Source organism: Streptococcus anginosus subsp. whileyi MAS624, from assembly GCF_000478925.1.
Lineage (GTDB): Bacteria > Bacillota > Bacilli > Lactobacillales > Streptococcaceae > Streptococcus > Streptococcus whileyi.
Genome location: NZ_AP013072.1, coordinates 1635435 through 1661242, shown reverse-complemented (window position 1 = coordinate 1661242; position 25808 = coordinate 1635435). Strand labels below are relative to the sequence as shown.

Here is a 25808-nt window from a genome sequence, read left to right as displayed (position 1 = left end):
TTGTATCATAAGGTTAGAAAATGAATGATGTTTAATAGAGGAGGCAGTTATGAAAACAAAAGGATTGAACGCTTTTCAGCTCAAGCTCTTAATGGCTGTTTTAATGGTCTTTGATCATCTTGAAAAAATACCAGGCTTACTGTCAGGTGAATGGGCGAGCATTTTTCATGCTTTAACACGCTGTGTAGCAGTTTGGTTTGCATTTGCAGCGGTAGAAGGCTTCTTATATACTCGAAGTCGTCTGCTTTACAACATGCGTCTCTTTTTTTGGTCAGCTATCATGTTTGCTGGAAATACGATTCTCAATTTGCTGTTTCAGTCTAAAGGAGTTCAGATATATAATAATATTTTCTTAACTTTGGCTTGCGGTGTACTTGTCCTCAATATCTTTTTTGGCATAAACCAAACGAGCAAGCCAGTTGATATTAAACGCCAGCCCATTCGCTTTATCTTAGGCATTGTTGTTTGCTTGCTGGCTGGTTTTGTGACAGAGGGTGGCATGGTCATTATTCCATTTATGTTGATTACCTATACTTGCAGGGGAAAGAAAAACCTCCGCAATCTTCTATATGGTATTTTAGCAGTTGTACTATTTTGTATGAGTATTCAGATTTACCCGACATGGAGCGACACACTGTTAATGATGTTTTATAATTCCGATTGGCTTTTTATCACAGTACTGCCTTTTATTTCACTCTATAATGGCGAGCGCGGTCCTGTGACCAAGTGGAGCAAGTATTTCTTTTATATCTTTTATCCAGCTCACTTATGGTTGATTACTTGCATTGCTTACCTCGTTCAAAAATGAGTAAATTATAGTCTTGCGGCGAGCAATTCGCTGCAAAGTAGTATCAAAAAAGGAGAACAAGCTGAATATGGTAAAATTTTATTGAAACAAGACAGGCAATTGCTTCAGCCAAACGTAAAAGATATTGAAAAAGCGCAATTTGGCTATGAAGTGAGTCAATCAGCGCAACAGTTATATTTTAGATTTTAAAAAAGGAGAAAATGATGACACTATTAGACGTACAACATGTGAAGAAAATTTACAAAACTCGCTTTCAAGGCAACCAAGTAGAAGCATTGAAAGACATTCATTTTACAGTAGATGAAGGTGATTATGTCGCTATCATGGGCGAGTCGGGTTCTGGGAAATCCACTCTGCTCAACATTCTTGCCATGCTAGACAAGCCAACCGAAGGACGCGTCTTTCTCAATGGCACGGATACAGCGACGATTAAAAACAGTCAAGCTTCGAGCTTCCGTCGGGAAAAATTAGGTTTCGTTTTTCAAGATTTCAACCTGTTAGACACGCTCTCGGTCAAGGACAATATTCTTTTGCCGCTCGTTTTGTCACGCCGTCCGATTACAGAAATGATGCAAAAGTTGGTTACTACTTGTAATGAACTGGGGATTAACCAATTGCAGGAAAAATTCCCCTATGAAATTTCCGGTGGTCAAAAACAACGGGTGGCGGTGGCGCGTGCTATTATCACCAATCCGGAAATTCTGCTGGCGGATGAACCAACAGGGGCGCTCGATTCTAAGTCTTCTGCGGCGCTTTTAGATGTGTTTGATGACATCAATGACCGCGGACAGACGATTCTTATGGTAACGCACTCGACTTCTGCGGCAAGCCGTGCTAAGCGCGTACTGTTCATAAAGGACGGAATTTTGTACAATCAAATCTTCCGAGGAGATAAGACCGAGCGCCAGATGTTCCAAGAGATTTCTGATACCTTAACGGTTATGGCAAGCGAGGTGAATCAAGGTGCTTAGATTAGCGGGAAAATTAGCGGTTTCTAACCTAGTGAAAAATCGTAGATTATACTATCCATTTACGTTGGCAACTTGTTTAGTCGTCGCTATTTCATATATTTTTAATTCTTTAACGTTTAATCCTCATTTACAAAAAATGCAGGGGGCAAGTTCTATTTCATTTGTCTTGGCTCTTGGAGTGATTATTGTGACGATTGCTGCAGCGATTATCGTTTTTTATGCTAATAGCTTCGTCATGAAAAATCGCTCGAAAGAACTGGGGCTGTATGGAATGCTAGGACTTAATAAACGTCATCTCTTTACCATGGTGTTTATTGAGTTATTGATTTTAGGAGCGACGACTGTCACGATTGGTCTTGGATTTGGTATTGTATTTGATAAATTGATTTATGCCTTTTTACTGAAATTGATGGGGTTAAAAGTTGTTCTAGTATCCACGTTTCAATGGTTAGTTCTTATTTCAGTTGTTGTCATCTATGGCGTTATTTTTGCGGGCTTGGTGCTTGTCAACGGTTTGAGGATTCTACGTTTTAATGCTTTGCAATTGGCCAAGGAAAAGAATAGCGGTGAAAGAAAAGGACGATTTCTTCTGATTCAAACGATTATTGGATCGATTTCTTTAGGCTATGCTTATTACCTAGCTCTGAGTGTCAAAAATCCATTGACAGCAATTGGTATATTTTTTATAGCTGTTCTCTTTGTTATTTTAGGGACTTATCTGCTGTTCAATGCAGGAGTTACGGTATTTTTGCAGTTGCTCCAGAAAAATAAACGATATTACTATCAACCAAACAATATGATTTCTGTGTCCAATTTGATTTTTCGGATGAAGAAAAATGCGGTTGGCTTAGCAACGATTTCGATTTTGTCAACCATGGTCTTAGTCACCTTAGCTGGTGGTATTAACATCTACGCTGGTGCTGATTATCTGAAAACAGTGATGTACCCCCAAGATTATACGATAAAGGGGAAGGCAGTGTCAGCTGTTCAATTGGATCAGGCATTGACAGAATTTGCAAAAGAGAATCATTTAACAGTCACTAAGAAAAATGCTTATCAATATTATTCGATGGGAATTAAAAATCAAAAGGGCATTCAGCTTGATATTTATCCAAAAGGTGAAACACGAGTTTCTCCACAGGCCTATATTCTGCTGTTTTCAGCTGATGATTATCGGAAAATGACGGGCAAAACATTGAATTTAAAAGATAATGAGACAGTAATCTTTGCAAAAGGAATCTCTATCAGGCAAACTCAGCCTCTTAAGCTGAACGGGCAAGAATTGATAGTTAAAGAACTTTTAAAAGAGGACTTTGTTCTTGGAAACATTACAGATCAGTATAATATCATTATCCCTCAGTCACTTTTTATGGTGGTTAATGACCCACAAAAATTGGTGGATTCCCAAAAGCAACATTACACGATTAATACAGAGTTATATGGCGGCTTGAATATCAGGGCTTCTAATAAGAAAAAGGGCGATTTGGATACAGCTTACCAGAAGAAGCTGAAACAGTTCAATACGACGCTCCCCGATAATGCCGGTGTGTATGGTTATACAAGAATCCAAGGTGTGCAGGAAATTATGAGTATGTTAGGTGGCGTTTTCTTTATTGGTATTTTCCTTTCAATTGTCTTTATGCTGGGAACGGTTTTGGTAATCTACTACAAACAGATTTCAGAAGGGTATGAAGACCGAGACCGCTTTGTAATTTTACAAAAGGTAGGATTAGATGAAAAGCAAACCAAGCGCACCATTCGCAAACAAATTTTGACTGTGTTCTTCTTACCGCTTGCTTTCGCTTTTGTGCATCTGGCATTTGCTTATCATATGCTGAGTCTCATGTTAAAAGTTCTGGGGGTCTTAAATGCTGCATTGATGTTGGAAGTTACGCTTGGCGTTTGTGCTGTTTTCTTTATCATCTATGTACTTGTCTTTCTCATCACATCACGCAGTTATCGTAGAATTGTGTCGATGTGAGTTAGCGATAGGTACGGATAATAGTGAAAAGGAGTAGGGCTATTCTTGCTCCTTTTTCAATTTATTTAACAAAAAAGAGGGACGTTTGATTCCTTTTTGATTGCTTTTATGGTAGAATAATTCAATCTAATAAATTGGAGTTTAGGATGAATATTTTTCGTAAAAAAGATGTCAGTCGAGATCGGACTGGCATGCGTCGTCATTTACGATTGCTTGATTTGATTTTGTTAGGGATTGGCGCTATGGTGGGAACGGGTATTTTCACGATTACCGGAACGGCGGCTGCAACTCTAGCTGGTCCAGCTTTGGTGGTTTCGATTATTATTTCTGCTCTTTGCGTGAGTATTTCTGCTTTCTTTTATGCAGAATTTGCGTCAAGAATTCCTGCAAATGGAGGTGCTTATAGCTATCTCTATGCTGTTTTTGGAGAATTTCCAGCTTGGATAGCAGGTTGGCTGACCATTATGGAATTTATGACGGCGGTATCTAGTGTTGCCTCTGGTTGGGCTTCCTATTTGAAAGGCTTGCTGAATGGATTTGGTTTGAGTATGCCAAGAGCGCTCAATGGAACCTTTAATCCGCAAGCGGGAACCTATGTAGACTTACTGCCGATTCTTGTTTTGGTATTTGTAACAGGTGTGGTTTTATTAAATTCTAAAGCAGCTCTGCGATTTAATTCTGCTTTGGTTGTCTTGAAGTTTTCGGCGCTTGCCCTTTTTATCTTTGTAGGTATTTTCTTTATTAAACCTGAAAATTGGTCTCATTTTGCCCCATTTGGCTTTGGAAAATTATATGGTGGCAATGTTGGAATTATGGCTGGTGCTTCTCTGATGTTCTTTGCTTTTCTAGGTTTCGAGTCTATTTCTATGGCGGTGGACGAGATTAAGGAGCCACAAAAGAATGTTCCACGAGGGATTGTGCTATCTTTGTCCATTGTAACGGTACTTTATATATTGGTGACACTGGTTCTGACAGGGATTGTTCACTACAGCAAGCTAGATGTGGCAGATGCTGTCGCGTTTGCGCTTCGCAGTGCTGGACTTAGCTGGGTGGCTAATTATGTGTCAGTGGTGGCGATTTTGACTTTGATTACCGTTTGCATTTCCATGACTTATGCTCTGTCGCGCATGATTTACAGCATTGCACGTGACGGTTTGTTACCAAAATCTTTTAGAAAATTAACTGCCACTAGTCGGGTACCGAAAAATGCTACGGTTTTGGTAGGAATTGTAGCGGCTATTTGTGCTGGTATTTTTCCGCTAGCAAGTATCGCATCCTTTCTAAATATCTGCACCTTGGCTTATCTGATTTTGTTAGCAGTAGCTATTTTGAAGTTGCGCAAGGATAAAGGACTTCCTCAAGCAGGGGAATTTAAAACTCCTCTGGTGCCTATGACGCCAATCTTATCCATTATTATCTGTCTGTCTTTCATGACCCAATATGGCTTTGACACATGGCTGGCATTCGGGCTTGCCTTACTAGTCGGAACAATTATCTATTTTATCTATGGCTACCAACATTCGGAAATTAATTGATGAGTTTACCTTACAAAAATGTAAGAAATAATTGTAAATTGTAAGATGAGGTTAGGGGAAAGTCCCAGCTTCATGCATTTTATAGTTTGGGTTGTAAGACGCAGTGGTTGGTTGGATATCCTTATCTCTTGTTATACCGGTAATATCGGCTATCCTAACCAATTGTGCGGAGGTGGGACGACGAAATCAAATTCTTCGGATTATTGATTTCTGTCCCACTCTCATTTTTCCATATAATAGTGATAATAAAGTAAGTGATGGAGGAAAAAATGAAAAAAGGATGTATTGGTTGTCTAGGTGTGCTAGGAGTATTGCTTTTAGCGGTATTGGGAGCAGTGTTATATTTCGGTCCTAATGATGATATCTATCTTTTACCACCTAGTCCTGAGCAATACGCAAAATCTGCTCTAAATAAGATGAATTCTGCTCTTTATATTGATGAAAATTGGTCACAAGAAAAGGAAAAAGCATTAAAAGAAGTCAAATCTGCCAAAACTTATGCAGATACCTATCCAGTTCTAAAGAAAATGACAAAACTATCGGGAGGAAAACATTCTTATTTTTATACACCGAAGGAATTTAAAACTTCACAAAAGGAAGAAAGTCAGCTTCCTGTTGTAAAAAATGAGAATGGCATTCTTTACTTGAAATTACCTCCTTTTATGGGAAACGAGAAAGAAGCTAAGGCTTATCAAACGATCCTAAATCGAGCACTAACTAAGGAAACTTACAAGGGAGTAATTGTGGATTTGGAGAATAATAGCGGCGGCAATATGTATCCTATGATTGGTGGATTAGCTGCTATTTTGCCTAATGATACTCTCTTTCAATTTGAATATGCAAATGGTCAAAAAATAGGTACTACTTTATCACAAATATTGGCAAGCAAGCAGACAGAAGAAAATTCAAATAGCAGTTCCAAAACAATTCCTATAGCAATTCTAGTTAATGGTAATACAGCTAGCTCTGGTGAAATGACGACATTAGCTTTCAAAAGCTTACCAAACGTTAAAACTTTTGGCAAGCCAACAGCTGGCTATACAACAGGAAATATGGTTTATTCTCTTTATGACGGGGCAACAATTCAGCTGACGGTCTCTCGGGTTATTGACCGAAAGGGTAATCGTTATGAAAATACTCCAATCGAGCCAGATATTGCTGCAACCACACCATTGAATGATGCTAGAACTTGGTTACTAGAGCAAATATCGAAATAATCTCTAAACAGCGATTACCGCTGTTTTTTGTTATAATAGAAAGAAAAAGAGGTGCGAATATGATACGACCAGCAGAACTTTCAGACGCAGCAGCTATTCAGGAAATCAATGCAACTGCTCTCGGCTATGATTTTGGCTTGATAGAAACTCGTCAGAAACTATCAGAGCTGTTGGATAGGTCAGATCATTTTATCTTGGTGGCAGAAAATGCAGCAGGTCAACTTGTCGGTTATGCCCACGCTTGTCGTTATGACTGCCTTTACTTTTCATCTTTGCTCAACCTGTTGGCACTAGCAGTTGACAAAGATTTTCAAGGTCAGGGATATGGCAAAGCTTTGATGCAGGCCATTCGTGAAGAGGGCGTGGCAGCTGGTTACACAGGTATTCGAATAAACTCTGGTATTTCACGAATGAAGGCTCATGAGTTTTATCGAAAATTGGGTTGTGAGGAAAAAGCTGATCAGAAACGTTTTTATTGGGAATTTTGAGAAAGGACATCTATGAAGATTGAACCATTAAGGCAAAGTAATGCAGAAGAAATTGCTAATAATTGGCATTATGAAGGAATTTATAGCTTTTATGATATGCAAGCAGATCCTGAGGATTATGAAGAAATTTTATCTCCTGAAGCGCGTGGTGATCACTATTATCAGGTTCTCAAAAATGATGAATTATATGGCTTTTTTTGCCTTTTTCCAGTTGACAAGGACAAGCAGGAGCTAGGTTTAGGCATGAAGCCAGAGTATTGTGGCAAAGGTCAAGGCAAAGAGTTTTTACAAATCATTTTGCTTTTTATCGAGGAAAATCTTTCAGCAAAAATCCTGACTCTCTCAGTTGCTGATTTTAATCAAAGAGCTCAAAGGCTTTATCTCAATTGTGGTTTCAACGTGATTGGACGGCAGCCACAGGAAAGTAACGGAGATATTTACCTTTTTGTCAAAATGGAAAAGGAGTTGAAATGAGAGTTGCAGTTATCCAAGGAACTAGTCGGAAAAATATGAATGCTCTGCTATTTGAATCTGTAAAAAAAGCAGTCCAATCGTCTGATGAAGTGCTGAATTTTGGAATTTTTGAAGACGAGGATGAGCAGTATTCTTATGTCGAAATAGCAATGTTGATTAGTCTCTTAATAGAAAGTGAAGCAGTCGATTTTGTTGTAACAGGATGCTCCTCAGGTCAAGGGATGACGCTGGCCTGTAATAGTTTGCCAGGTCTTTTGTGTGGCTATATAGAAAATCCTCAAGACGCATTCCTCTTTGGACGCATCAATGGAGGAAATGTCGCTTCCCTGCCATTAGGCTTAAATTTTGGTTGGCAAGGTCAATTGAACCTGCAATATACATTGGATAAATTATTTGATGGTGAGTTTGGTATTGGCTATCCTAAACATGAAGCCGCAAGAAAAAGAGCGGAAGCAAGTGCCTTAAAGAATTTGAACCGTTTAACGAAACGCAATTGGGAAGAATTATTAGACCAAATTCCAAAAGATAGTCTCGACAAGTTATTACAAAGAAAGATAGTCATGAATGCTATTATAAATAAGGGAAGCAATAGAGAGCTCATCCGTTTGCTGAAAGCGAAAGCAGATAAAATGGACGCAGATAGAAAGTGGAATAAAGTTTGACAATCAAATAGGGAAAGTATGAGATTGACTTCTGTTGCAGTTATCGTTATTTGAGAAAAAAAGGGAGTGGGACAGAACTAAAAATAAAAAATTTTTAGTTCGTAGTCCCACCCCTGCAAGGGTGCTTAAACAGTTATCAAGCTGTTTAAGGTTGCAGATGAAGAAAACGAAGTTTTCGTCAAAGGTGCTCTTCCGAGCTTGAAAAGCGAATGAAGAGTCCAATCACGGTAGTTTGCTGTGCAAGGCTGATTTCCCGCCTTCAACAATTCACTGAATGTTGAAGCTACGTTATTCGTTTATTAATAAATATGATAGAAGCTGGGACACTTTTTGCCCAGCCTTTTCTTGTCTTATGCTAATTTTGTAATATTGACTGCTTGAAGACCACGTTGACCTTCTTCAATGTCAAAAGTTACTTTTTCGCCTTCATTCAGTAATTTGAATCCGTCGGATTGAATCGCTGAAAAGTGAGCAAATACGTCTGATCCGTTTTCTTGTGAAATAAAGCCGAAGCCTTTTTCAGCATTGAACCATTTTACTGTACCTTGTGCCATACATCTTACTTCCTTTCTCTAAAATGTTGCGTAAAAAATAGAAAAAGTAAAGATGAAAAACAAAAATACTCACTCAAAATTCATTTACTCTTGCTAGTCTAACAGAAGTAGCAGTAAAAAGCAAGAAAAAACAGCGATTGCCACTTCATTTTATGCTATACTAGTATAAAATGAAGAAAGGCGTAAAATCATCTTTCAAAAGCAAGTTCAGAAACTCTAGTTGTATATGTTCAACTAGGATTACTTGATGATAGAAAAAGGGTAAAGAGATATGAAAAAGAAAAATGTAGGGATTATGAGTGTTGTAGTAGTTTTGCTATTACTTGTGACAGGGTATTATTTCTTCATTTACGCCCCTCATCAAAGGGCGGTAGCTAGTTATGAAAAAGCTGTCATAGCCTTGAAAGATAGTAATAAAGACATTGAGAGTCTAGTCTCAGATGCTGAAAAACTTGTTAAAACAAATGCTGAACCACTAGAACCAGCTACATTAGAGGATTTAAAAACAGCCATATCTGACACTGATAAGGAGATTCGGAAAGCTCCTAAAATGGAAAGTAAGACAGAAGATATTGAAAAGCAAGTTAAAGAACTTACTGAGCCAGTAGATTATGCAGCCAGTCAGAAAAATCTCTCTGAAAAAATGAATCAGTATCAACAGAGTGTCACACAGCTGAAACAAATTACAAATCCGACCAATGCTTTTGTTGAGGAGCGATTGAGAGAGATTGAGACAATCACTGGAGTGCAATCGGTAACAGAAACTCACGACCCTAATGGACAATTGAATAAACAGGGTGGCTATACTGCTTCGATTTATTTTAGCGATAGCCAAGTCACCGAAGCTGTTGATGGTACAGATATTGCAGAAAAAGGGACAGATGCAGGTGGCGATATCGAAGTTTATCCTACGAAAGAGGATGCGGAAAAGAGAAATATCTACCTATCGGCTTTTGATGGGAATGGATTTTTAAATCCTGGTTCTCACTATGTATACGGTACACTTGTAATTCGAACTTCTCGCTATTTAACTGGGACTCAACAGAAAGAACTCACTGAAAAAATCTATCAAAAACTGATTGAGCTGAAATAAACATCAACTTAAAATCTAACTAAAAAACGAATCACGATATTTATAGCTAAAAGGAGAAAACGAAAATGACATTCGAAGAAATTTTACCAGGTCTCAAAGCCAAGAAGAAATATGTCCGCATAGGCTGGGGCGGTGCTGAGAATTATATCCAGCTTTTTGACAGCATTGAGCAGAACGGAGTGGCGCTTGAAGTGACGCCATATTTTCTCATCAATGTATCAGGCGAGGGAGAAGGCTTTTCCATGTGGAGTCCGACGCCTTGTGACGTATTAGCAGATGACTGGGTGGAAGTCCATGACTAGGACGGTTTTGGTGACAGGTGTTAGCTCAGGGATTGGTCTGGCTCAGGCGCAGCTTTTTTTGGAAAATGGCTGGCGCGTATACGGTGTAGACCGGTCTGAAAAGCCAAGTTTGACAGGGGATTTTTATTTTCTTCAACAAGATTTGACGTTAGGACTTCAACCAGTTTTTGCTTGGTGTCCACAGGTAGATGTCCTTTGCAATACAGCTGGAGTGCTGGATGATTACAAGCCACTTCTTGAGCAATCCGCTCAGGAGATCCAAGAAATTTTCGAGATTAACTATGTAACACCAGTAGAGCTAACTCGTTATTATCTGACGCAGATGTTGAAGAAACAATCAGGCATCATCATCAATATGTGCTCAATTGCATCTAGCTTAGCTGGCGGTGGCGGTCATGCTTACACTTCTTCCAAGCATGCTCTAGCAGGATTTACCAAGCAGTTGGCACTAGACTATGCGGAGCAGGGAGTGCAGGTTTTTGGGATTGCACCGGGTGCAGTTAAAACAAGTATGACTGCTGCGGATTTTGAGCCGGGAGGCTTAGCCCAGTGGGTAGCAGGCGAAACTCCTATTAAGCGCTGGATAGAACCAGAAGAAGTCGCCGAGCTGACTCTCTTTCTAGCCTCAGGAAAAGCCAAATCCATGCAGGGCGAGATTGTCAAGATTGACGGTGGCTGGAGTTTGAAGTGAGGTAACAAGTAGAATGAAAGCAATGACCATTGAGCCAAGACTGCAGAAATCTTTCCAGCATTGGCAAAAGAACATGGTGAGATATGGTTTGAAAGCTGAGCTGGGGCAGTTTTATACAAATGAAGACGAGACTGCCGTTTTGTATGAACAAGGAGATTTTCTCTTTTTGGCTGGGCAGGCAGATATGGCATTACTGGCGGATTATAGGGACTTTTGTAAGCCAGACTACCGCATTCTCATATCTGAAGAGGCTTCTTGGCAAGGCTGCTTATCCTCTTGTCCAACCTTATCTCCTTTTACCCGTTATGCTTTTAAAGATGAGGCAGATTTTGATGACAAGGTTTTGAAAAACATCGTGGAGCAGTTATCGGAGCAGCTCGTTATTGAGGTAATCGACCCAAAAACCTATCAAAAACTGGCTCAGGAAGAATGGTCTCAGGATTTGCAGGGGAATTTTGCAACTTTTAAAGATTTTCAAGAAGGCGGAGCTTTTGGCTTTGTGATCCGAAAGGGTCAGGAAATCGTTGCTGGGGTCTCGACAGCACTTGTTTACCAAAAAGCCATTGAAATCGAGATTGCAACGAAACCGGCTTATCAACAGCAGGGCTTAGCTGCTGTACTTGGGGCGAAGATGATTTTGGAATCCCTGCAGCGTAGCGTTTTTCCGCTCTGGGACGCCCACAATGAAGCCTCAAAGAAAATAGCTGAGAAGCTAGGTTATCAATGCTTAGGAGCTTACCCAGCTTATGAGTTAAAATTACAGATAGGAGAAACCATGACCCCAGAACAATTATGGAATGAATACAAAACAATCAACCCCGCAATCGGCGACAAAATAGACGCCTGGGCATTTGGTGCAGAACCAGATCAGCTGGCGGATTTAGTTTTGAAAGGAGAAAAGACTGCGACAGCTTCTGCCTACGATTTGTATCAGATAGATGGTGAGCCGATTCCTCAAGCAGGAACCTTTGATGTGATTTTAGACGGTCAGGGTCAAGCTGTCTGTATTATTAAAGTGACCAAAGTAACGGTTGTCCCTTTCAATCAAGTGTCTGCAGAGCACGCTTTTAAAGAAGGAGAGGGAGACAAATCATTGACTTATTGGCAGCAAGTCCATCAGGAACTTTTTACAGAGTGGTTGGCAGAAGTCGGTTTGGAATTTTCGCAAGAAAGCGGTGTTGTCTTAGAAGAATTTCACAAGGTTTATCCGCTATAAAAGATGCGGATTAAAGCATTACAGAGAGAATCTTAACAAATGATATAAAAAATGCTATAATAAAATAAATTTATTTTGATAAAAGGAACTATTATGATAAACTATGCAATTATTTTAGCAGCTGGAAAAGGCACTCGCATGAAGTCAGATTTACCAAAAGTGCTTCACAAAGTTGCTGGAATTTCAATGTTAGAACATGTATTTAGAAGTGTTGGAGCTATTGCGCCTGAAAAGACTGTGACAGTGGTCGGACACAAGGCAGAGTTGGTGGAGCAAGTATTGGCGGGGCAGACAGAGTTTGTTCGTCAAACGGAGCAATTAGGAACTGGTCATGCTGTGATGATGGCAGAGCCTGTGCTGGAAGGTTTGGCAGGGCAAACATTAGTCATTGCAGGAGACACTCCTTTAATCACAGGAGAAAGCCTGAAAAATTTGATTAACTTTCATGTCAACCACAAAAATGTTGCAACGATTTTGACAGCTGAAGCGGAAAATCCATTTGGTTATGGGCGGATTGTCCGTAATCAGCAGGAAGAAGTGATCAAAATTGTGGAGCAAAAAGATGCTTCGGATTTTGAAAAGCAAATCAAAGAAATCAATACAGGAACGTATGTTTTTGATAACGCCCGTCTTTTTGAAGCCTTGAAAAATATCAATACCAATAATGCGCAAGGAGAATACTACATCACAGATGTAATCGGCATTTTCCGTGAGAATGGCGAAAAAGTCGGCGCTTATACTTTGAAAGATTTTGATGAAAGTCTTGGTGTCAATGACCGCGTGGCATTGGCAACGGCAGAAAGTATTATGCGTCGCCGAATCAATCAAGCTCATATGGTGAATGGGGTTAGCTTTGTAAATCCAGAAGCGACTTATATCGATGTAGATGTACAGATTGAACCAGAAGTACAAATTGAAGCTAATGTTAGCTTGAAAGGGCAAACGAAAATTGGCGCAGGCAGTATTCTGACAAATGGTACGTATATTGTTGACTCTGCTATCGGTGAACAAACGGTTATTACCAATTCGATGATTGAAGAGTCTACGGTTGCAGACGGTGTAACGGTGGGACCTTACGCTCATGTTCGCCCAGATTCAAGCCTTGCTAAAAATGTACATGTTGGTAATTTCGTTGAAGTGAAAGGTTCTTCTATCGGTGAAAATACCAAAGCTGGGCATCTGACTTACATTGGTAATTCTGAAGTGGGTGCGAATGTCAATTTTGGCGCTGGAACAATTACAGTTAATTATGACGGACAGCACAAGTTTAAGACCGTCATTGGGAACAATGTCTTTGTAGGTTCTAATTCGACCATTATTGCGCCGGTAGAACTTGGGGACAATTCTCTTGTGGGTGCAGGCTCAACCATTACTAAGGATGTACCAGCAGACGCTATTGCCATCGGACGTGGACGTCAGATTAACAAAGATGAATACGCAAAACGCTTGCCACATCATCCAGATAATAAGTAGGAACGGCTATGGATTTTGAAGAAAAAACGCTAAAACGAACAGAAATTTATCAAGGTCCTATTTTTAACCTTGTCAAGGATAAAGTTCAGCTACCAGCTGGGAAAGGGACTGCTTATCGTGATTTGATTTTCCATAATGGTGCTGTAGCAGTTATTGCGTTAACCCCAGAAGACAAAATGATTTTGGTCAGGCAGTACCGCAAAGCTATTGAAGCAACCTCTTATGAAATTCCGGCAGGCAAGTTAGAAGTCGGTGAAAATGCGGATCCTAAAGCTGCTGCTTTGCGTGAATTGGAAGAAGAGACCGGCTATACAGGTGAATTGGAACTGCTCTATGATTTCTATTCAGCGATTGGCTTTTGCAATGAGCGAATCAAACTTTATAGCGCTAGCCATTTGATAAAAGTTGAAAATCCTCGTCCACAAGATGAGGACGAGACCTTAGAACTCCATGAAGTGACCTTGGAAGAAGCGAAAGCTCTCCTTGCTAGTGGTGATATTTGTGATGCAAAAACCATTATTGCACTTCAATATTGGGAAATGAAAATGAATCGAAGATAGGGGGACGCTCATGGGAAGACCTTTATTAACAGATGAAATGATTGAACGGGCAAATCGTGGTGAAGATATTTCAGGTCCACCTTTGCATGATGAGGAAGAAACCAAAATTTTAAAAACGACTAGAAGCCAGTTTGGTTATTCCTCTCAAAATAGTGGCTTCAATCAAGATACGCTGCAAATTGATGTGGAACCAACGGTAACCAAAAGCCGACGCATTGAAAATGCAAAACGTGGAGTATTTCAAGCAAAATTAAACAAAATTCTATTTTGGATTGTCCTGCTTTTGATGGCTTTGATTGCTGCTATTATTTGGCTATAAAAAGCGATAAGCTCGACTTTCGCTTTTTTTGTGATAGAATGAGAGGAAATAATGAAAATCGGAATTATTGCGGCCATGCCTGAGGAACTAAAAATCTTAGTGGAAAACTTGGAAAATGCCGAAAAGCACTTACGTTTGGGGCATGTTTATCATACGGGAAGTATCGGTCGTCATGAAGTTGTGCTGGTAGAAAGCGGGATTGGAAAGGTCATGTCTGCTATGAGCGTGGCTGTTTTGGTCAATGAGTTTAAAGTGACGGCTGTCATCAATACAGGTTCTGCTGGTGCGGTAGCTGAGGGCTTGCAAATCGGCGATATTGTAGTGGCTGACCGGCTAGTGTACCATGATGTAGATGTAACAGCTTTTGGCTATGAATACGGACAAATGGCACGCCAGCCACTTTATTTTGAAGCGAGCCGTTATTTGGTTTCTGAGATGAAAAAGATTTTAGAAAAGACACATCAGACAAGTCGCGTTGGCTTGATTGCAACAGGGGATAGCTTTATTGCCAGTCAGGACAAGATTGACCGTATCAAAGGACACGTTCCAGATGTTCTAGCGGTTGAGATGGAGGGCGCAGCCGTCGCTCAGGCTACGCATTCGATTGGGCTACCTTTTATGGTTATTCGGGCTATGAGCGACACAGCTAGCCATGATGCCAATGTCACTTTTGATGAGTTCATTCTTGAAGCTGGCAAGCGCTCAGCAGACACTCTGATTCAATTTCTGAAAGAATTAGTTTAGACAAGGAGAATATAGTGTATAAAGAATCTTATTTCGACGGCGGCCTCTTTTCTTACATTGGTCATGCTATTTTAACTATCTTGATTACAGTTTTGACGCTAGGTATCTGTGCTCCTTGGGGCATGTGTATCCTGTATAATTGGAAGATTAAGCACACAGTCATTGATGGACACCGTCTCTATTTTGATGGTACTGCGATGCAGCTTTTTGGAAATTGGGTGAAGTGGTGGCTCTTGACGATCATTACTTTTGGCATTTATGGTTTTTGGCTTAATATCAAGCTAACCCAGTGGATTACCAAACACACCCATCATTTGAATTAGATGAAAGCAAGCGAGAATGAAGCAGTCTCGCTTTTCCTTTTCTTCTGTCTTGCCAAAAAATCTCTTTTGATGGTATAATCAAGGAACTGCAATCAATGATAGAGGAGAAAAGATGAGTATTTTAGAAGTAAAAAATCTCAGCCACGGTTTTGGTGACAGGGCTATTTTTGAGGATGTATCCTTCCGTCTACTCAAGGGTGAGCATATCGGCTTGGTTGGTGCTAATGGTGAGGGGAAGTCAACCTTTATGAGCATTGTGACAGGGAAAATGCTACCGGACGAGGGTAAGGTTGAGTGGTCTAAATATGTGACTGCTGGCTATCTGGATCAGCATGTTGTGTTGGAGCAAGGCCAGTCTGTCCGCGATGTCTTGCGCACAGCTTTTGACGAGCTTTTCAAAACTGAGGCCCGTATCAATGAAATTTATATGAGTATGGCTGAGGAAGGGGCAGATGTTGATGTCCTTATGGAAGAAGTGGGCGAGCTGCAGGATCGCTTAGAGAGTCGGGATTTCTATACTCTGGATGCCAAGATTGATGAAGTCGCACGGGCTTTGGGTGTTATGGACTACGGCATGGAGAGTGATGTGACAGAGCTATCTGGTGGGCAGCGCACCAAGGTTCTCTTAGCCAAGCTTCTTCTGGAAAAACCAGATATCCTGCTCTTGGACGAGCCAACCAACTATCTGGATGCTGAGCACATTGACTGGCTTAAACGCTACCTACAAAACTATGAAAATGCCTTTGTTCTGATCTCGCACGATATTCCTTTCTTGAATGATGTGATCAATATCGTCTACCATGTGGAAAATCAGCAGTTGACCCGCTATTCTGGGGATTATTATCAATTCTTAGAAGTCTACGAGATGAAAAAATCTCAGCTGGAAGCAGCTTATGAGCGTCAGCAGAAGGAAATTGCAGACCTCAAGGACTTTGTAGCTCGCAATAAAGCCCGTGTGGCGACCCGTAATATGGCTATGTCTCGCCAGAAAAAGTTGGATAAGATGGACATTATTGAGCTGCAGAGTGAGAAGCCCAAGCCATCCTTTGATTTCAAGTCTGCTCGTACACCTAGCCGCTTTATCTTTCAAACCAAGGATTTGCAGATTGGTTACGACCGTCCGCTGACCCAGCCCCTTAACCTGACTTTTGAACGCAATCAAAAGGTAGCGATTATCGGAGCAAATGGAATTGGGAAAACGACCCTGCTCAAGAGCCTGCTGGGTATTATCTCGCCTATTGCGGGTCAAGTCGAGCGTGGGGAGTATCTGGAGCTGGGTTATTTCGAACAGGAAGTCGAAGGTGGCAATCGTCAGACACCGCTTGAAGCAGTTTGGAATGCATTTCCGGCCCTTAACCAAGCAGAAGTTCGGGCAGCTCTAGCTAGATGTGGTCTGACTTCCAAGCATATCGAGAGCCAGATCCAGGTTCTTTCAGGTGGGGAGCAGGTCAAGGTCCGCCTTTGTCTCCTCATGAACCGAGAAAATAATGTTCTGGTGCTGGATGAGCCGACCAATCACCTAGATGTCGATGCTAAGGAAGAACTAAAACGGGCTCTGAAAGAATACAAGGGCAGCATCCTCATGGTCTGCCATGAGCCTGATTTCTATGAAGGATGGGTAGATCAGATTTGGGATTTTAATCAATTAATGTGAGAATAAAGAAAATGAGGAGTAAGTCTGTAAAAGCTGATAGCATCAGTGCATTATAGAGCGCTCAACTACTGCGTATTGAGTTTTATTCTAGAAAGTAAACGAGAGTTTGGGACAAAAAGATTTCAATTTTTAAAAATCTTAATTATTAAGCCCTTCAAATCTATAATTAAATGCGAAAAGCGAACAAAGCAGAATTCTGATTACCAGAAAACTAGTTTTGTTCGCTTTTTATATTTGATGTCGGACTTTTGTCCCAGCCTCTTCGTTTTGTGATTATTTCTTAAATGTATAGTCCTTAATGACTTCAATTTTCTCGATTTTGATTTCTTTTTTGGGTTTGTCGTTTTCGCCTGTCTCAATCGCAGCGATTTTATCCACGACATCCATGCCAGAAACGACTTGCCCAAAGACAGTATAATTCCCGTCTAAACTTGGATTTCCACCTTTTTTATAGGCTTCAATAATTTTTTCAGGATAAGTTGTGTTAGAGAGTTGACTCGAACTGTCCTTGGTGTTTTGGTTGATGAAAAATTGACTACCGTTGGAATTTGGATTGGAAGAACGAGCCATGGCTAATGCACCACGGATATTGTAGAGATAAGACGAAATCTCTGTTTTAAATCCGCTTCCAGAATCAATCTTTTCATTCTTTCCTTTCCAAATGGATTCACCACCAGTACCGTCTCCCTTAGGGTCTCCTGTTTGAATCATAAAATCCTTAATGACACGATGGAAAGTCACGCCGTTATAATACCCTTCTTTAGAGTGCGTTAAGAAATTTTCAACTGCAAGTGGAGCATATTTTGGAAAGAGCTTCAACGAGATAATACCTTCAGTTGTGGTTATTTTCACTTCCGCTTCATCGTCAGCGACCTTGTCAGACAACTGTGGGAAATGAGCATTTTTATCGGTCAAAGCAGCTTTTTGCTCTTCTTTTTGTTTTTCAGCTGCTTTTGAGCTGGATTCGGAAGTAAGACTTGAATCTACATAGTCATTTCCTCTGATAGCTCTTTGTAAATTGGTACAACCTGTCAAAAATAAACCAGCAGCCAGTCCTAAGATAAGTAATTTTTTCATAGATTTCCTTTCTGAATGTTGAACTATTCACATTTTACTATAAGTAAAAGCCTTTTTCAAATCTTTTGAGAGGTTATCTATACTAACTAAAAGGCACTATCGGGCTCTTTTTTTGTACTAAAACAGCGTTTATCAACAAAGAAATGGAGTTTTTATGCCGAAGAATTTTAAGGAATTATTATTTTTTACAGCCCTTATGTGTATCATGATGGTATTTGGAATGAGCATTTGGAACCTGTCCGTTGTAGGATATTTTTCATGGGCTCATCTAGCAATGGGATATGTTCCTGGATTGATTACCGCTTTTCTCTTAGACCTTCTTGTGGCAGGACCAGTTGTGAAGGGAATTGCTTTTAAATTTTTAACAGAACGCCATAAACCTTGGTAGAAGATCCTCGTTGTTTCAGGTGGTATGGTTCTGATTATGGTTTCATTGATGTCTCTTTATGATATGCTTTTTAACGGCGTGCCGCTTTCAGTAACCAATTACCTTGGAGCTTGGTTGACCAATTTTATTGTAGCTTTTCCCTTGAATTTTCTGATTGTTGGACCAATTTCTCGCTTTATTTTAGGTCAACTGCAACAGCAACTTTTTTAATCTTGCTGACGATGAACGTTTGACAATTGGTTCATGGAAATTCTTTATGATATTTATTTAATGTTAAAAAATTTATGTTATAATAGATTTATAAAGGAGGGACAGAGAATGGCTAAACGATTGACAAGAGATGTGCGAAATAAGAAAATTGCGGGTGTCTGTGCAGGTATAGCAAATTATTTTGACATTGATCCTACCATTGTACGACTAATTTGGGGAGTAGCATTTTTTGTATATGGAATCGGTCTGATCCCTTACTTGATTTTGTGGTTTGTCTTGCCAGAAGATGACGGAGACGATGATGTGATTTGGAAGTAAACAATGTTGTTTCAAAAGTGGAAGTATGGAGCTTCTGCTTTTTTCTTGCATTGGATTAGTGTTCAATTTGTGGTATAATAAAATTTATGGCAAGTAAGAAAAATAGTAAAAAAGGTCGGACAACGAGACGACCTACAAAAGCAGAAATAGAGCGGCGGAAAGCCATTCGGAGGATGCTCGCAACTTTCGGTATCGCTTTTTTGCTTCTTTTTGCAGCATTAAAATGGGGTGCCGTTGGAATCACTCTATATAACCTTATTCGATTGTTAGTAGGAAGTTTAGCCTATATGGCTATTGTAGCCAGTCTCATTTATCTTTTCTTTTTTAAGTGGGTCAATAAGCATGAAGGCTATAAATCAGGCTTTTTCAGTATTTTTATTGGCTTGCTACTCATATTTCAAGCTTATTTTGTAAATGTTTTAAATTTAAAAGGACAGGTTCTAAGTACAACCTTGTCACGGATTTTAACGGATTTGACAGCTGTTAAAGTCAGTGCTTTTGCTGGTGGCGGTTTATTAGGAGCGACACTCTATACTCCTATAGCCTTTTTATTTTCAAATATTGGCACCTACTTTATCGGACTCCTCTTAATATTGCTAGGGGCGCTACTCATCAGTCCATATTCGATTTATGATATTTTTGAAAAATTAAGTGAAACCTATCATGCTTGGAGTGAGAAGCGAGAAGCAAAGCGTCAGCAACGTTTTATCGAAAAAGAAGAAAAAGCTGCGCAAGCAGCGATGAATGCTATTCAGGTAGAGCAAGACGAGCCACAAATTGATTCTGAAACGGGAGAAATTTTAGATGATGATGTTTTGGCGTACACTCCGATTCAGTTTGAAGAGGCAGATCCAGGAATCTATGATTATGATGAGAGTTTGTCTGAGAAACAACATAAAGAAGAGCAGCAAGATGACACAGATGAATATGTTGAAGTTAATTTTACCCCCAAAGAAAGTTTAGATTACAAACTTCCAACAATCAATTTGTTTGCGCCAGACAAGCCTAAAAATCAATCCAAAGAAAAGAAAATTGTCCGCGAAAATATCAAGATTTTGGAAGAAACATTTGCTAGCTTTGGCATTCGTGCTAGCGTTGAACGTGCTGAAATCGGACCGTCTGTGACTAAGTACGAGGTCAAGCCAGCTGTCGGAGTGCGGGTCAATCGCATTTCCAATCTGGCTGACGATTTAGCTCTGGCTTTGGCTGCCAAAGATGTGCGAATTGAGGCACCTATTCCGGGCAAATCTTTAGTCGGAATTGAAGTTCCGAATTCCGAGATTGCGACGGTTACTTTCCGTGAGCTCTGGGAGCAGTCTAAGACAGATGATAAGAAATTACTCGAAATTCCTCTAGGAAAAGCCGTCAATGGATCTGTTCGGACGTTTGATCTGGCAAAAATGCCTCACTTGCTAGTAGCAGGATCGACTGGTTCTGGAAAATCCGTTGCAGTCAACGGCATTATTGCTAGTATTCTCATGAAAGCACGACCAGATGAAGTCAAGTTCATGATGGTTGATCCAAAAATGGTTGAATTGTCTGTCTATAATGATATTCCTCACTTGCTGATCCCTGTTGTGACTAATCCGCGCAAGGCGAGCCGAGCTTTGCAAAAAGTGGTAGATGAAATGGAAAATCGCTATGAGCTATTTTCTAAGGTCGGTGCTCGCAATATTGCAGGTTACAATGCCAAAGTAGCCGAGTACAATGCCAGTCAACCAGAATATAAACAAATTTCTCTTTCCTTGATTGTGGTCATTGTGGATGAGTTGGCAGACCTTATGATGGTAGCCAGCAAAGAAGTGGAAGACGCTATTATTCGCTTGGGACAAAAAGCTCGAGCGGCTGGTATTCACATGATTTTGGCCACTCAGCGACCGTCTGTTGATGTTATATCTGGGCTCATCAAGGCAAATGTTCCTTCGCGGATTGCTTTTGCTGTCTCTAGCGGAACTGATAGCCGAACGATTCTAGATGAAAATGGTGCCGAGAAACTCTTGGGACGTGGGGATATGCTCTTTAAGCCGATTGATGAAAATCATCCTGTCCGTCTGCAAGGATCATTTATTTCCGATGAAGATGTAGAGCGCATTGTCACTTTTGTTAAGAATCAAGCCGAAGCAGATTATGATGATAATTTTGACCCAGGCGAAGTATCTGAGAATGACATGGATTCAGGTAGTGAGAGTGAACAAGGAGATCCACTCTTTGAGGAAGCCAAGGCTTTAGTCATCGAGACGCAAAAAGCGAGTGCTTCAATGCTCCAACGTCGATTGTCTGTCGGGTTTAATCGTGCGACTCGGCTCATGGAAGAGCTAGAAGCTGCGGGTGTCATCGGTCCAGCAGAAGGCACCAAGCCAAGAAAAGTTTTATTGAATAACTAAAACTAAATAGGTGTGGTTTAAAAAATATAACATCCTTTCCCAACAAATTTCTGTTGGGATTTTTTTGTAGCTGTTCTATTTTAAAGTTTTGTAGAAAAGGTATGAAAAATCTCATGTTTTCCAGTTTTATGACTTTTCTATGACTTAAACCGGACTTTTTGATAGAATACTAATATGATTTGTGAATGGAGGCTATATGTCAGAACAGATATACACAGGGCTTAGCCAACAAGAGGTTGAAGAACGAATTCAAAAAGGCTTAGTCAATAAAGTAACGGTTAGCACGGAAAAGACAACTTGGCAAATCATTCAATCCAATGTTTTTACTTACTTTAATTTCATCTTTTTTGTTCTTGCTCTATTGTTGATAATTGTACAATCGTGGAACAATCTACTCTTTTTGCCTATTGTTATTATCAATTCTTTGATTGGAATTGTTCAAGAGCTTAGAGCGCGCAAAATATTGAGCAACATGCAGTTGCTTCATCACTACACAGCGATTGCAGTGCGAGATGGTAAAGAAATCCAACTAGAGACAAAAGATTTAGTACAAGATGATATCGTTCTTTTCTCGACAGGAGACCAAATCTATGCAGACGCTAAGATTGTATCAGGTGAATTGAAAGTCAATGAATCACAGTTAACAGGAGAAGCGGATGAAATCGCAAAGCAAATAGATGATACTGTCATGTCAGGCAGTTTTGTTGTATCTGGCAAAGCCTATGCTCGCTTGGAAAAAGTAGGCGATGAATCCTACATCAATCAACTGACATTGAAAGCAAAAGAAGTCTCTGGAAAAGAAGAATCTGAAATGGTATGTTCGGTCAATAATCTGGTTAAAGTGATTGGATTTTTGATTATTCCTTTAGGGCTTCTTCTATTTTTCCAAAGTTATGTGACCAATCACGAAAGTTTTCAAGTTAGTATTGTCTCTACGGTAGGAGCTATTATTGGGATGATTCCAGAAGGGCTTTATCTTTTGATGACTCTAGCGCTGGCTTTGGGAGCAGCTAGTCTAGCAAGACAGCAGGTTTTATTAAACAGTATGAAGGGGATTGAGTCTCTTTCTCGTGTAGATGTTTTGTGTGTAGATAAGACAGGAACTATTACGGAAAATACGATGAAAGTTGTACAAGTACTCTCTGTTCAGCAAGACAAGAATGCCTCGCAGGAAGCTCTTAAACAATATTTGGCAGCAAGTCCAGATGAAAATGAAACGATTGCAGCGATTCGAGATTTTTTTGCTTCAGAAGTAGTAGAAAAGGCTTGGACTGTAGTGAAGACCTTTCCGTTTAGCTCAAAGAGCAAGTTTGGTGCTATTTCTTTCAAAGAGGGCAATTTTATTTTAGGTGCTCCAGAGTTTGTATTAAAAGACAAGTTGGAAGAATATCGCAGCTATTTTCAACAATATGCAGAAAGCGGCTCACGCGTTCTTGTTTTTGCTGAATCAAAAGAGCCGTTAATTACAGGCACTTTGATTCAAACGGTAGAGCCCTTACTTTTCATCTTATTAGAAAATCCAATTCGAGAAAATGCAGCTGAAACCTTTTCCTATTTTGATGTTCAAGGTGTGGAAGTCAAAGTTATCTCAGGAGATAATCCTGTCACAGTTGCTGCAGTGGCTGCCAAAGCAGAGATTCCTCATGCAGAAAATTATGTAGACGCGCAAAACTTGGATACTGATGAAAAAATCACTCAAGCAGTTGAAAAATATACGGTCTTTGGTCGAGTGACCCCTCAACAGAAACAAAAATTAGTCCAAGCACTTCAAGCTAATCAGCACAAAGTCGCCATGACAGGGGATGGTGTAAATGATATTTTAGCAATGAAGACTGCAGATTGCAGCATTGCTATGGAGTCTGGCAACAATGCTACCAAGCAGATTGCACAAGTTGTTTTGCTGGATTCTGACTTTTCGCATATGCCGCATATTGTGACAGAAGGACGTAGGGTTGTCAATAACATTCAGCGTTCCGCTAGTTTATTTCTTGTGAAAAATATTTTTTCTATTTCCCTTGCTATCTTATCTAGTTTGTTTGCTTTTACCTATCCTTTGCAGGCATCACAAGTTTCCTTGATTAGTGCGTTCACTATTGGTATACCCGGATTTATGTTAGCTTTGGAGCCTAATAAGCAGCGCATTCGAGGGCGTTTTATCAGAACGGTTTTACAGAATGCCATACCAGCAGCTTTTGTTGATTTACTAGCCGTTTTGATTGTCATGGCTTGTGGTCGGATTTTTCGATTATCCACGCAAGAAGTTGCGACATCGTCTGTTATCTTATTAGCAGTAGTTGGTTTCATTATCATCATCAAACTTATTCAACCGATCAATCGAATGAAAACCATTGTCGTACTCTTTAACATCATCGGCTTAGTGATTTCGGGCTTGTTATTTCACTCTATCTTTTTGTTATCTAAAATCTCACCGATTACCATTATCCTCACAGTCATTCTCTCCTTGATGTTAGAATCACTTATGAGATTGTTCCAATTCATAACAAATAAGTTATTTGCTCTATTTGATAAGTTCTCAACAAAATATTAAATATAAAAATATCGGAAGCAGATGAGTCTGTCCGATATTTTTTATTATTTTGTTAAAAATAAGCCAATCACCATGGCGAGGTAGAGAAAGAAGGTCAAAATAAAACCAGCTCGCCAGAAAAATTTAAAGAACTTAGGATAGTAAAAACTGCGTTTAACTCGAAGAAAGTAGACAGTAATGGCAATTGCTAAGGCAGAAAGGGCTAATGCTAATTCTGGCAAGAGACTGTGATAGAAAGCTCTATCAGAGATGATATAGAATTCCAACACAAAAAGTGGAAAAGCCAGATCCGCAAAATTCAAGCCAAACCGTTTCAGGCGAAATAATTTAGTGATAATAATGGTTAAAATAATGGTTAAAAAGATAAATAAAATAGATGCGATTTTTAATAATGTCATACACATATTTTACCACAAAAATCGAGAAAGATAGAGAACTTTTTTAGTATTTTTTCTTGCAATTTAGTCATTTTAGTGTATAATAGAAAGGTATGCAAGAAGCATACTTGTGGGAGGTAAGAATCTTATATTACCGCCAAAACCACAAAGGAGGATTTAAAAATGGCTAAAAAAGTCGAAAAACTTGTAAAATTGCAAATCCCTGCTGGTAAAGCTACTCCAGCTCCACCAGTTGGTCCTGCGCTTGGTCAAGCCGGTATCAACATCATGGGATTCACGAAAGAGTTCAACGCTCGTACGGCTGATCAAGCTGGTATGATTATCCCAGTTGTTATCTCAGTATATGAAGACAAATCATTTACTTTCGTAACAAAGACACCACCAGCTGCTGTTCTTTTGAAAAAAGCTGCAGGTGTTGAAAAAGGATCAGGTACACCAAACAAAACAAAAGTTGCAACAGTTACTCGTGCACAAGTACAAGAAATTGCTGAAACTAAGATGCCAGATTTGAACGCTGCAAACCTTGAGTCTGCAATGCGTATGATCGAAGGTACTGCTCGTTCTATGGGATTCACTGTTGTTGACTAATCAATAACACCCAAACCCGCAAGACTTCATCAGACGAGAAGGACGTGGGAGATGAAAATCGATTGAACCACTTACAAGGAGAATAGAAAATGGCTAAAAAAAGCAAACAACTTCGTGCTGCTCTTGAAAAAATCGACAGCACAAAAGCATACAGTGTAGAAGAAGCTGTAGCACTTGCAAAAGAAACAAACTTTGCAAAATTTGACGCAACTGTAGAAGTTGCTTATAACTTGAACATTGATGTGAAAAAAGCGGATCAACAAATCCGTGGTGCAATGGTTCTTCCAAACGGAACTGGTAAAACTCAACGTGTGCTTGCTTTCGCACGTGGTGCAAAAGCAGAAGAAGCAAAAGCTGCTGGTGCAGACTTTGTTGGTGAAGATGACCTCGTTGCAAAAATCAACGGTGGCTGGCTTGACTTTGATGTCGTAATTGCTACACCTGATATGATGGCACTTGTTGGACGTCTTGGACGTATCCTTGGACCACGTAACTTGATGCCAAACCCTAAAACTGGTACTGTAACAATGGATGTTGCAAAAGCAGTTGAAGAGTCTAAAGGTGGTAAAATTACTTACCGTGCTGATCGTGCAGGGAACGTACAAGCTATCATTGGTAAAGTTTCATTTGATGCTGATAAGTTGGTTGAAAACTTCAAAGCATTCCACGATGTGATTGCAAAAGCTAAACCGGCTACAGTAAAAGGAACTTACATGACAAATCTTACTATCACCACTACTCAAGGTGTGGGTATTAAGGTTGATGTTAACTCACTTTAATTTAGAATATAAAACTCTATCTTCGGATGGAGTTTTTCTTTTACTAAAATCAA

General features: G+C 39.9%; 28 protein-coding genes and 1 pseudogene. 26 read left to right on the top strand and 3 right to left on the bottom strand.

Annotated elements, in window-relative coordinates:
- The first annotated feature begins 49 nt into the window (after positions 1-49).
- From ANG_RS08350 to ANG_RS08315, 8 genes are all read left to right on the top strand, one after another.
- A complete protein-coding gene (locus tag ANG_RS08350; protein ID WP_025271914.1) occupies positions 50-808 on the top strand; it encodes a TraX family protein in 759 nt (252 codons plus the stop codon).
- A gap of 203 nt (positions 809-1011) precedes the next feature.
- A complete protein-coding gene (locus tag ANG_RS08345; RefSeq protein ID WP_003034280.1) occupies positions 1012-1779 on the top strand; it encodes an ABC transporter ATP-binding protein in 768 nt (255 codons plus the stop codon).
- The gene (locus tag ANG_RS08340; protein WP_003034352.1) at positions 1772-3760 is read left to right on the top strand and encodes an ABC transporter permease; all 1989 of its coding nucleotides are present in this window, start codon (positions 1772-1774) and stop codon (positions 3758-3760) included. The genes ANG_RS08345 and ANG_RS08340 overlap by 8 nt, the downstream gene beginning before the upstream one ends.
- Before the next feature lie 146 nt (positions 3761-3906).
- Positions 3907-5295, top strand: a complete 1389-nt coding sequence (locus ANG_RS08335) for an APC family permease (protein ID WP_003034240.1) — start codon at positions 3907-3909, stop codon at positions 5293-5295.
- A gap of 269 nt (positions 5296-5564) precedes the next feature.
- On the top strand, positions 5565-6512 hold the full coding sequence (locus ANG_RS08330) for a S41 family peptidase (protein ID WP_003034350.1): 948 nt from the start codon (positions 5565-5567) through the stop codon (positions 6510-6512).
- A 59-nt stretch (positions 6513-6571) separates the two neighbouring features.
- Positions 6572-7000: a GNAT family N-acetyltransferase gene (locus ANG_RS08325; protein WP_025271913.1), complete on the top strand. Its 429-nt coding sequence runs from the start codon at positions 6572-6574 to the stop codon at positions 6998-7000.
- A gap of 12 nt (positions 7001-7012) precedes the next feature.
- A complete protein-coding gene (locus tag ANG_RS08320; protein WP_006267324.1) occupies positions 7013-7474 on the top strand; it encodes a GNAT family N-acetyltransferase in 462 nt (153 codons plus the stop codon).
- Positions 7471-8136, top strand: a complete 666-nt coding sequence (locus tag ANG_RS08315; RefSeq protein WP_025271912.1) for an RpiB/LacA/LacB family sugar-phosphate isomerase — start codon at positions 7471-7473, stop codon at positions 8134-8136. The genes ANG_RS08320 and ANG_RS08315 overlap by 4 nt, the downstream gene beginning before the upstream one ends.
- Before the next feature lie 350 nt (positions 8137-8486).
- Here the strand turns inward: ANG_RS08315 and ANG_RS08310 are convergent, their stop codons facing one another.
- On the bottom strand, positions 8487-8690 hold the full coding sequence (locus ANG_RS08310; RefSeq protein WP_025271911.1) for a cold-shock protein: 204 nt from the start codon (positions 8688-8690) through the stop codon (positions 8487-8489).
- 271 nt (positions 8691-8961) lie between these two features.
- Here ANG_RS08310 and ANG_RS08305 point away from each other — a divergent pair, with 271 nt between their 5' ends.
- The 11 genes and pseudogenes from ANG_RS08305 (at position 8962) to ANG_RS08260 (ending at position 17065) form a co-directional block, all read left to right on the top strand.
- On the top strand, positions 8962-9783 hold the full coding sequence (locus tag ANG_RS08305) for a hypothetical protein (protein WP_020999506.1): 822 nt from the start codon (positions 8962-8964) through the stop codon (positions 9781-9783).
- 65 nt (positions 9784-9848) lie between these two features.
- Complete coding sequence (locus tag ANG_RS08300) at positions 9849-10085, top strand: DUF2829 domain-containing protein (protein ID WP_003034272.1); 237 nt, start codon at positions 9849-9851, stop codon at positions 10083-10085.
- Positions 10078-10776 (top strand): 3-oxoacyl-ACP reductase, encoded by a 699-nt coding sequence (locus ANG_RS08295; RefSeq protein ID WP_003034306.1) that lies wholly within the window; start codon positions 10078-10080, stop codon positions 10774-10776. Before ANG_RS08300 ends, ANG_RS08295 begins: the two co-directional genes overlap by 8 nt.
- 13 nt (positions 10777-10789) lie before the next feature.
- Positions 10790-11512: pseudogene (locus tag ANG_RS11520) on the top strand (GNAT family N-acetyltransferase); the annotation flags it as partial.
- Between the two features lie 39 nt (positions 11513-11551).
- Positions 11552-11992 (top strand): ASCH domain-containing protein, encoded by a 441-nt coding sequence (locus ANG_RS11515; protein ID WP_025271910.1) that lies wholly within the window; start codon positions 11552-11554, stop codon positions 11990-11992.
- Between the two features lie 93 nt (positions 11993-12085).
- Positions 12086-13465: a bifunctional UDP-N-acetylglucosamine diphosphorylase/glucosamine-1-phosphate N-acetyltransferase GlmU gene (glmU, locus tag ANG_RS08285; protein ID WP_003034249.1), complete on the top strand. Its 1380-nt coding sequence runs from the start codon at positions 12086-12088 to the stop codon at positions 13463-13465.
- 8 nt (positions 13466-13473) lie between these two features.
- Positions 13474-14025 (top strand): NUDIX hydrolase, encoded by a 552-nt coding sequence (locus tag ANG_RS08280; RefSeq protein WP_003034235.1) that lies wholly within the window; start codon positions 13474-13476, stop codon positions 14023-14025.
- 10 nt (positions 14026-14035) lie between these two features.
- Positions 14036-14344: a cell wall synthase accessory phosphoprotein MacP gene (gene macP / locus ANG_RS08275; RefSeq protein ID WP_003034247.1), complete on the top strand. Its 309-nt coding sequence runs from the start codon at positions 14036-14038 to the stop codon at positions 14342-14344.
- A 51-nt stretch (positions 14345-14395) separates the two neighbouring features.
- Positions 14396-15088: a 5'-methylthioadenosine/adenosylhomocysteine nucleosidase gene (locus tag ANG_RS08270; RefSeq protein ID WP_003034289.1), complete on the top strand. Its 693-nt coding sequence runs from the start codon at positions 14396-14398 to the stop codon at positions 15086-15088.
- Between the two features lie 14 nt (positions 15089-15102).
- The gene (locus ANG_RS08265) at positions 15103-15411 is read left to right on the top strand and encodes a DUF898 family protein (RefSeq protein ID WP_003034295.1); all 309 of its coding nucleotides are present in this window, start codon (positions 15103-15105) and stop codon (positions 15409-15411) included.
- Between the two features lie 112 nt (positions 15412-15523).
- Positions 15524-17065, top strand: a complete 1542-nt coding sequence (locus ANG_RS08260; protein WP_003034314.1) for an ABC-F family ATP-binding cassette domain-containing protein — start codon at positions 15524-15526, stop codon at positions 17063-17065.
- A 273-nt stretch (positions 17066-17338) separates the two neighbouring features.
- Here ANG_RS08260 and ANG_RS08255 read toward each other — a convergent pair whose 3' ends face one another.
- On the bottom strand, positions 17339-18142 hold the full coding sequence (locus ANG_RS08255) for a peptidylprolyl isomerase (RefSeq protein WP_003034311.1): 804 nt from the start codon (positions 18140-18142) through the stop codon (positions 17339-17341).
- A gap of 154 nt (positions 18143-18296) precedes the next feature.
- Here ANG_RS08255 and ANG_RS11630 point away from each other — a divergent pair, with 154 nt between their 5' ends.
- From ANG_RS11630 to ANG_RS08230, 5 genes are all read left to right on the top strand, one after another.
- Positions 18297-18530: a hypothetical protein gene (locus ANG_RS11630; protein ID WP_003034328.1), complete on the top strand. Its 234-nt coding sequence runs from the start codon at positions 18297-18299 to the stop codon at positions 18528-18530.
- 24 nt (positions 18531-18554) lie between these two features.
- Entirely contained in the window at positions 18555-18740 is a 186-nt protein-coding gene (locus tag ANG_RS11625; protein WP_038677320.1) for a DUF2798 domain-containing protein, read from the top strand.
- A gap of 108 nt (positions 18741-18848) precedes the next feature.
- The gene (locus ANG_RS08240; protein WP_003034293.1) at positions 18849-19058 is read left to right on the top strand and encodes a PspC domain-containing protein; all 210 of its coding nucleotides are present in this window, start codon (positions 18849-18851) and stop codon (positions 19056-19058) included.
- 86 nt (positions 19059-19144) lie between these two features.
- Positions 19145-21442 carry a DNA translocase FtsK gene (locus ANG_RS08235; protein ID WP_025271909.1) on the top strand — a complete coding sequence of 766 codons (2298 nt, stop codon included), beginning with the start codon at positions 19145-19147 and terminating at the stop codon, positions 21440-21442.
- A gap of 196 nt (positions 21443-21638) precedes the next feature.
- Positions 21639-23990: an HAD-IC family P-type ATPase gene (locus tag ANG_RS08230; protein ID WP_003034301.1), complete on the top strand. Its 2352-nt coding sequence runs from the start codon at positions 21639-21641 to the stop codon at positions 23988-23990.
- A 44-nt stretch (positions 23991-24034) separates the two neighbouring features.
- On the opposite strand, the gene ANG_RS08225 is transcribed toward ANG_RS08230, so the two are convergent.
- Complete coding sequence (locus ANG_RS08225) at positions 24035-24388, bottom strand: DUF3397 family protein (protein WP_003034264.1); 354 nt, start codon at positions 24386-24388, stop codon at positions 24035-24037.
- Positions 24389-24550: 162 nt separating this feature from the next.
- On the opposite strand from ANG_RS08225, the gene rplK reads away from it, so the two are divergent.
- Complete coding sequence (gene rplK / locus ANG_RS08220) at positions 24551-24976, top strand: 50S ribosomal protein L11 (protein WP_003025466.1); 426 nt, start codon at positions 24551-24553, stop codon at positions 24974-24976.
- Positions 24977-25065: 89 nt separating this feature from the next.
- Complete coding sequence (gene rplA, locus ANG_RS08215) at positions 25066-25755, top strand: 50S ribosomal protein L1 (protein ID WP_003034269.1); 690 nt, start codon at positions 25066-25068, stop codon at positions 25753-25755.
- Positions 25756-25808 lie beyond the last annotated feature (53 nt).

Excerpts from the sequence above, each read along its gene's own strand:
- ANG_RS08350 (WP_025271914.1), top strand. The coding sequence starts at position 50 with ATGAAAACAAAAGGATTGAACGCTTTTCAGCTCAAGCTCTTAATGGCT.
- ANG_RS08345 (WP_003034280.1), top strand. The coding sequence starts at position 1,012 with ATGACACTATTAGACGTACAACATGTGAAGAAAATTTACAAAACTCGC.
- ANG_RS08335 (WP_003034240.1), top strand. The coding sequence starts at position 3,907 with ATGAATATTTTTCGTAAAAAAGATGTCAGTCGAGATCGGACTGGCATG.
- ANG_RS08330 (WP_003034350.1), top strand. The coding sequence starts at position 5,565 with ATGAAAAAAGGATGTATTGGTTGTCTAGGTGTGCTAGGAGTATTGCTT.
- ANG_RS08325 (WP_025271913.1), top strand. The coding sequence starts at position 6,572 with ATGATACGACCAGCAGAACTTTCAGACGCAGCAGCTATTCAGGAAATC.
- ANG_RS08320 (WP_006267324.1), top strand. The coding sequence starts at position 7,013 with ATGAAGATTGAACCATTAAGGCAAAGTAATGCAGAAGAAATTGCTAAT.
- ANG_RS08315 (WP_025271912.1), top strand. The coding sequence starts at position 7,471 with ATGAGAGTTGCAGTTATCCAAGGAACTAGTCGGAAAAATATGAATGCT.
- ANG_RS08310 (WP_025271911.1), bottom strand. The coding sequence starts at position 8,690 with ATGGCACAAGGTACAGTAAAATGGTTCAATGCTGAAAAAGGCTTCGGC.
- ANG_RS08305 (WP_020999506.1), top strand. The coding sequence starts at position 8,962 with ATGAAAAAGAAAAATGTAGGGATTATGAGTGTTGTAGTAGTTTTGCTA.
- ANG_RS08300 (WP_003034272.1), top strand. The coding sequence starts at position 9,849 with ATGACATTCGAAGAAATTTTACCAGGTCTCAAAGCCAAGAAGAAATAT.
- ANG_RS08295 (WP_003034306.1), top strand. The coding sequence starts at position 10,078 with ATGACTAGGACGGTTTTGGTGACAGGTGTTAGCTCAGGGATTGGTCTG.
- ANG_RS11515 (WP_025271910.1), top strand. The coding sequence starts at position 11,552 with ATGACCCCAGAACAATTATGGAATGAATACAAAACAATCAACCCCGCA.
- glmU (WP_003034249.1), top strand. The coding sequence starts at position 12,086 with ATGATAAACTATGCAATTATTTTAGCAGCTGGAAAAGGCACTCGCATG.
- ANG_RS08280 (WP_003034235.1), top strand. The coding sequence starts at position 13,474 with ATGGATTTTGAAGAAAAAACGCTAAAACGAACAGAAATTTATCAAGGT.
- macP (WP_003034247.1), top strand. The coding sequence starts at position 14,036 with ATGGGAAGACCTTTATTAACAGATGAAATGATTGAACGGGCAAATCGT.
- ANG_RS08270 (WP_003034289.1), top strand. The coding sequence starts at position 14,396 with ATGAAAATCGGAATTATTGCGGCCATGCCTGAGGAACTAAAAATCTTA.
- ANG_RS08260 (WP_003034314.1), top strand. The coding sequence starts at position 15,524 with ATGAGTATTTTAGAAGTAAAAAATCTCAGCCACGGTTTTGGTGACAGG.
- ANG_RS08255 (WP_003034311.1), bottom strand. The coding sequence starts at position 18,142 with ATGAAAAAATTACTTATCTTAGGACTGGCTGCTGGTTTATTTTTGACA.
- ANG_RS11630 (WP_003034328.1), top strand. The coding sequence starts at position 18,297 with ATGCCGAAGAATTTTAAGGAATTATTATTTTTTACAGCCCTTATGTGT.
- ANG_RS11625 (WP_038677320.1), top strand. The coding sequence starts at position 18,555 with ATGGTTCTGATTATGGTTTCATTGATGTCTCTTTATGATATGCTTTTT.
- ANG_RS08240 (WP_003034293.1), top strand. The coding sequence starts at position 18,849 with ATGGCTAAACGATTGACAAGAGATGTGCGAAATAAGAAAATTGCGGGT.
- ANG_RS08235 (WP_025271909.1), top strand. The coding sequence starts at position 19,145 with ATGGCAAGTAAGAAAAATAGTAAAAAAGGTCGGACAACGAGACGACCT.
- ANG_RS08230 (WP_003034301.1), top strand. The coding sequence starts at position 21,639 with ATGTCAGAACAGATATACACAGGGCTTAGCCAACAAGAGGTTGAAGAA.
- ANG_RS08225 (WP_003034264.1), bottom strand. The coding sequence starts at position 24,388 with ATGACATTATTAAAAATCGCATCTATTTTATTTATCTTTTTAACCATT.
- rplK (WP_003025466.1), top strand. The coding sequence starts at position 24,551 with ATGGCTAAAAAAGTCGAAAAACTTGTAAAATTGCAAATCCCTGCTGGT.
- rplA (WP_003034269.1), top strand. The coding sequence starts at position 25,066 with ATGGCTAAAAAAAGCAAACAACTTCGTGCTGCTCTTGAAAAAATCGAC.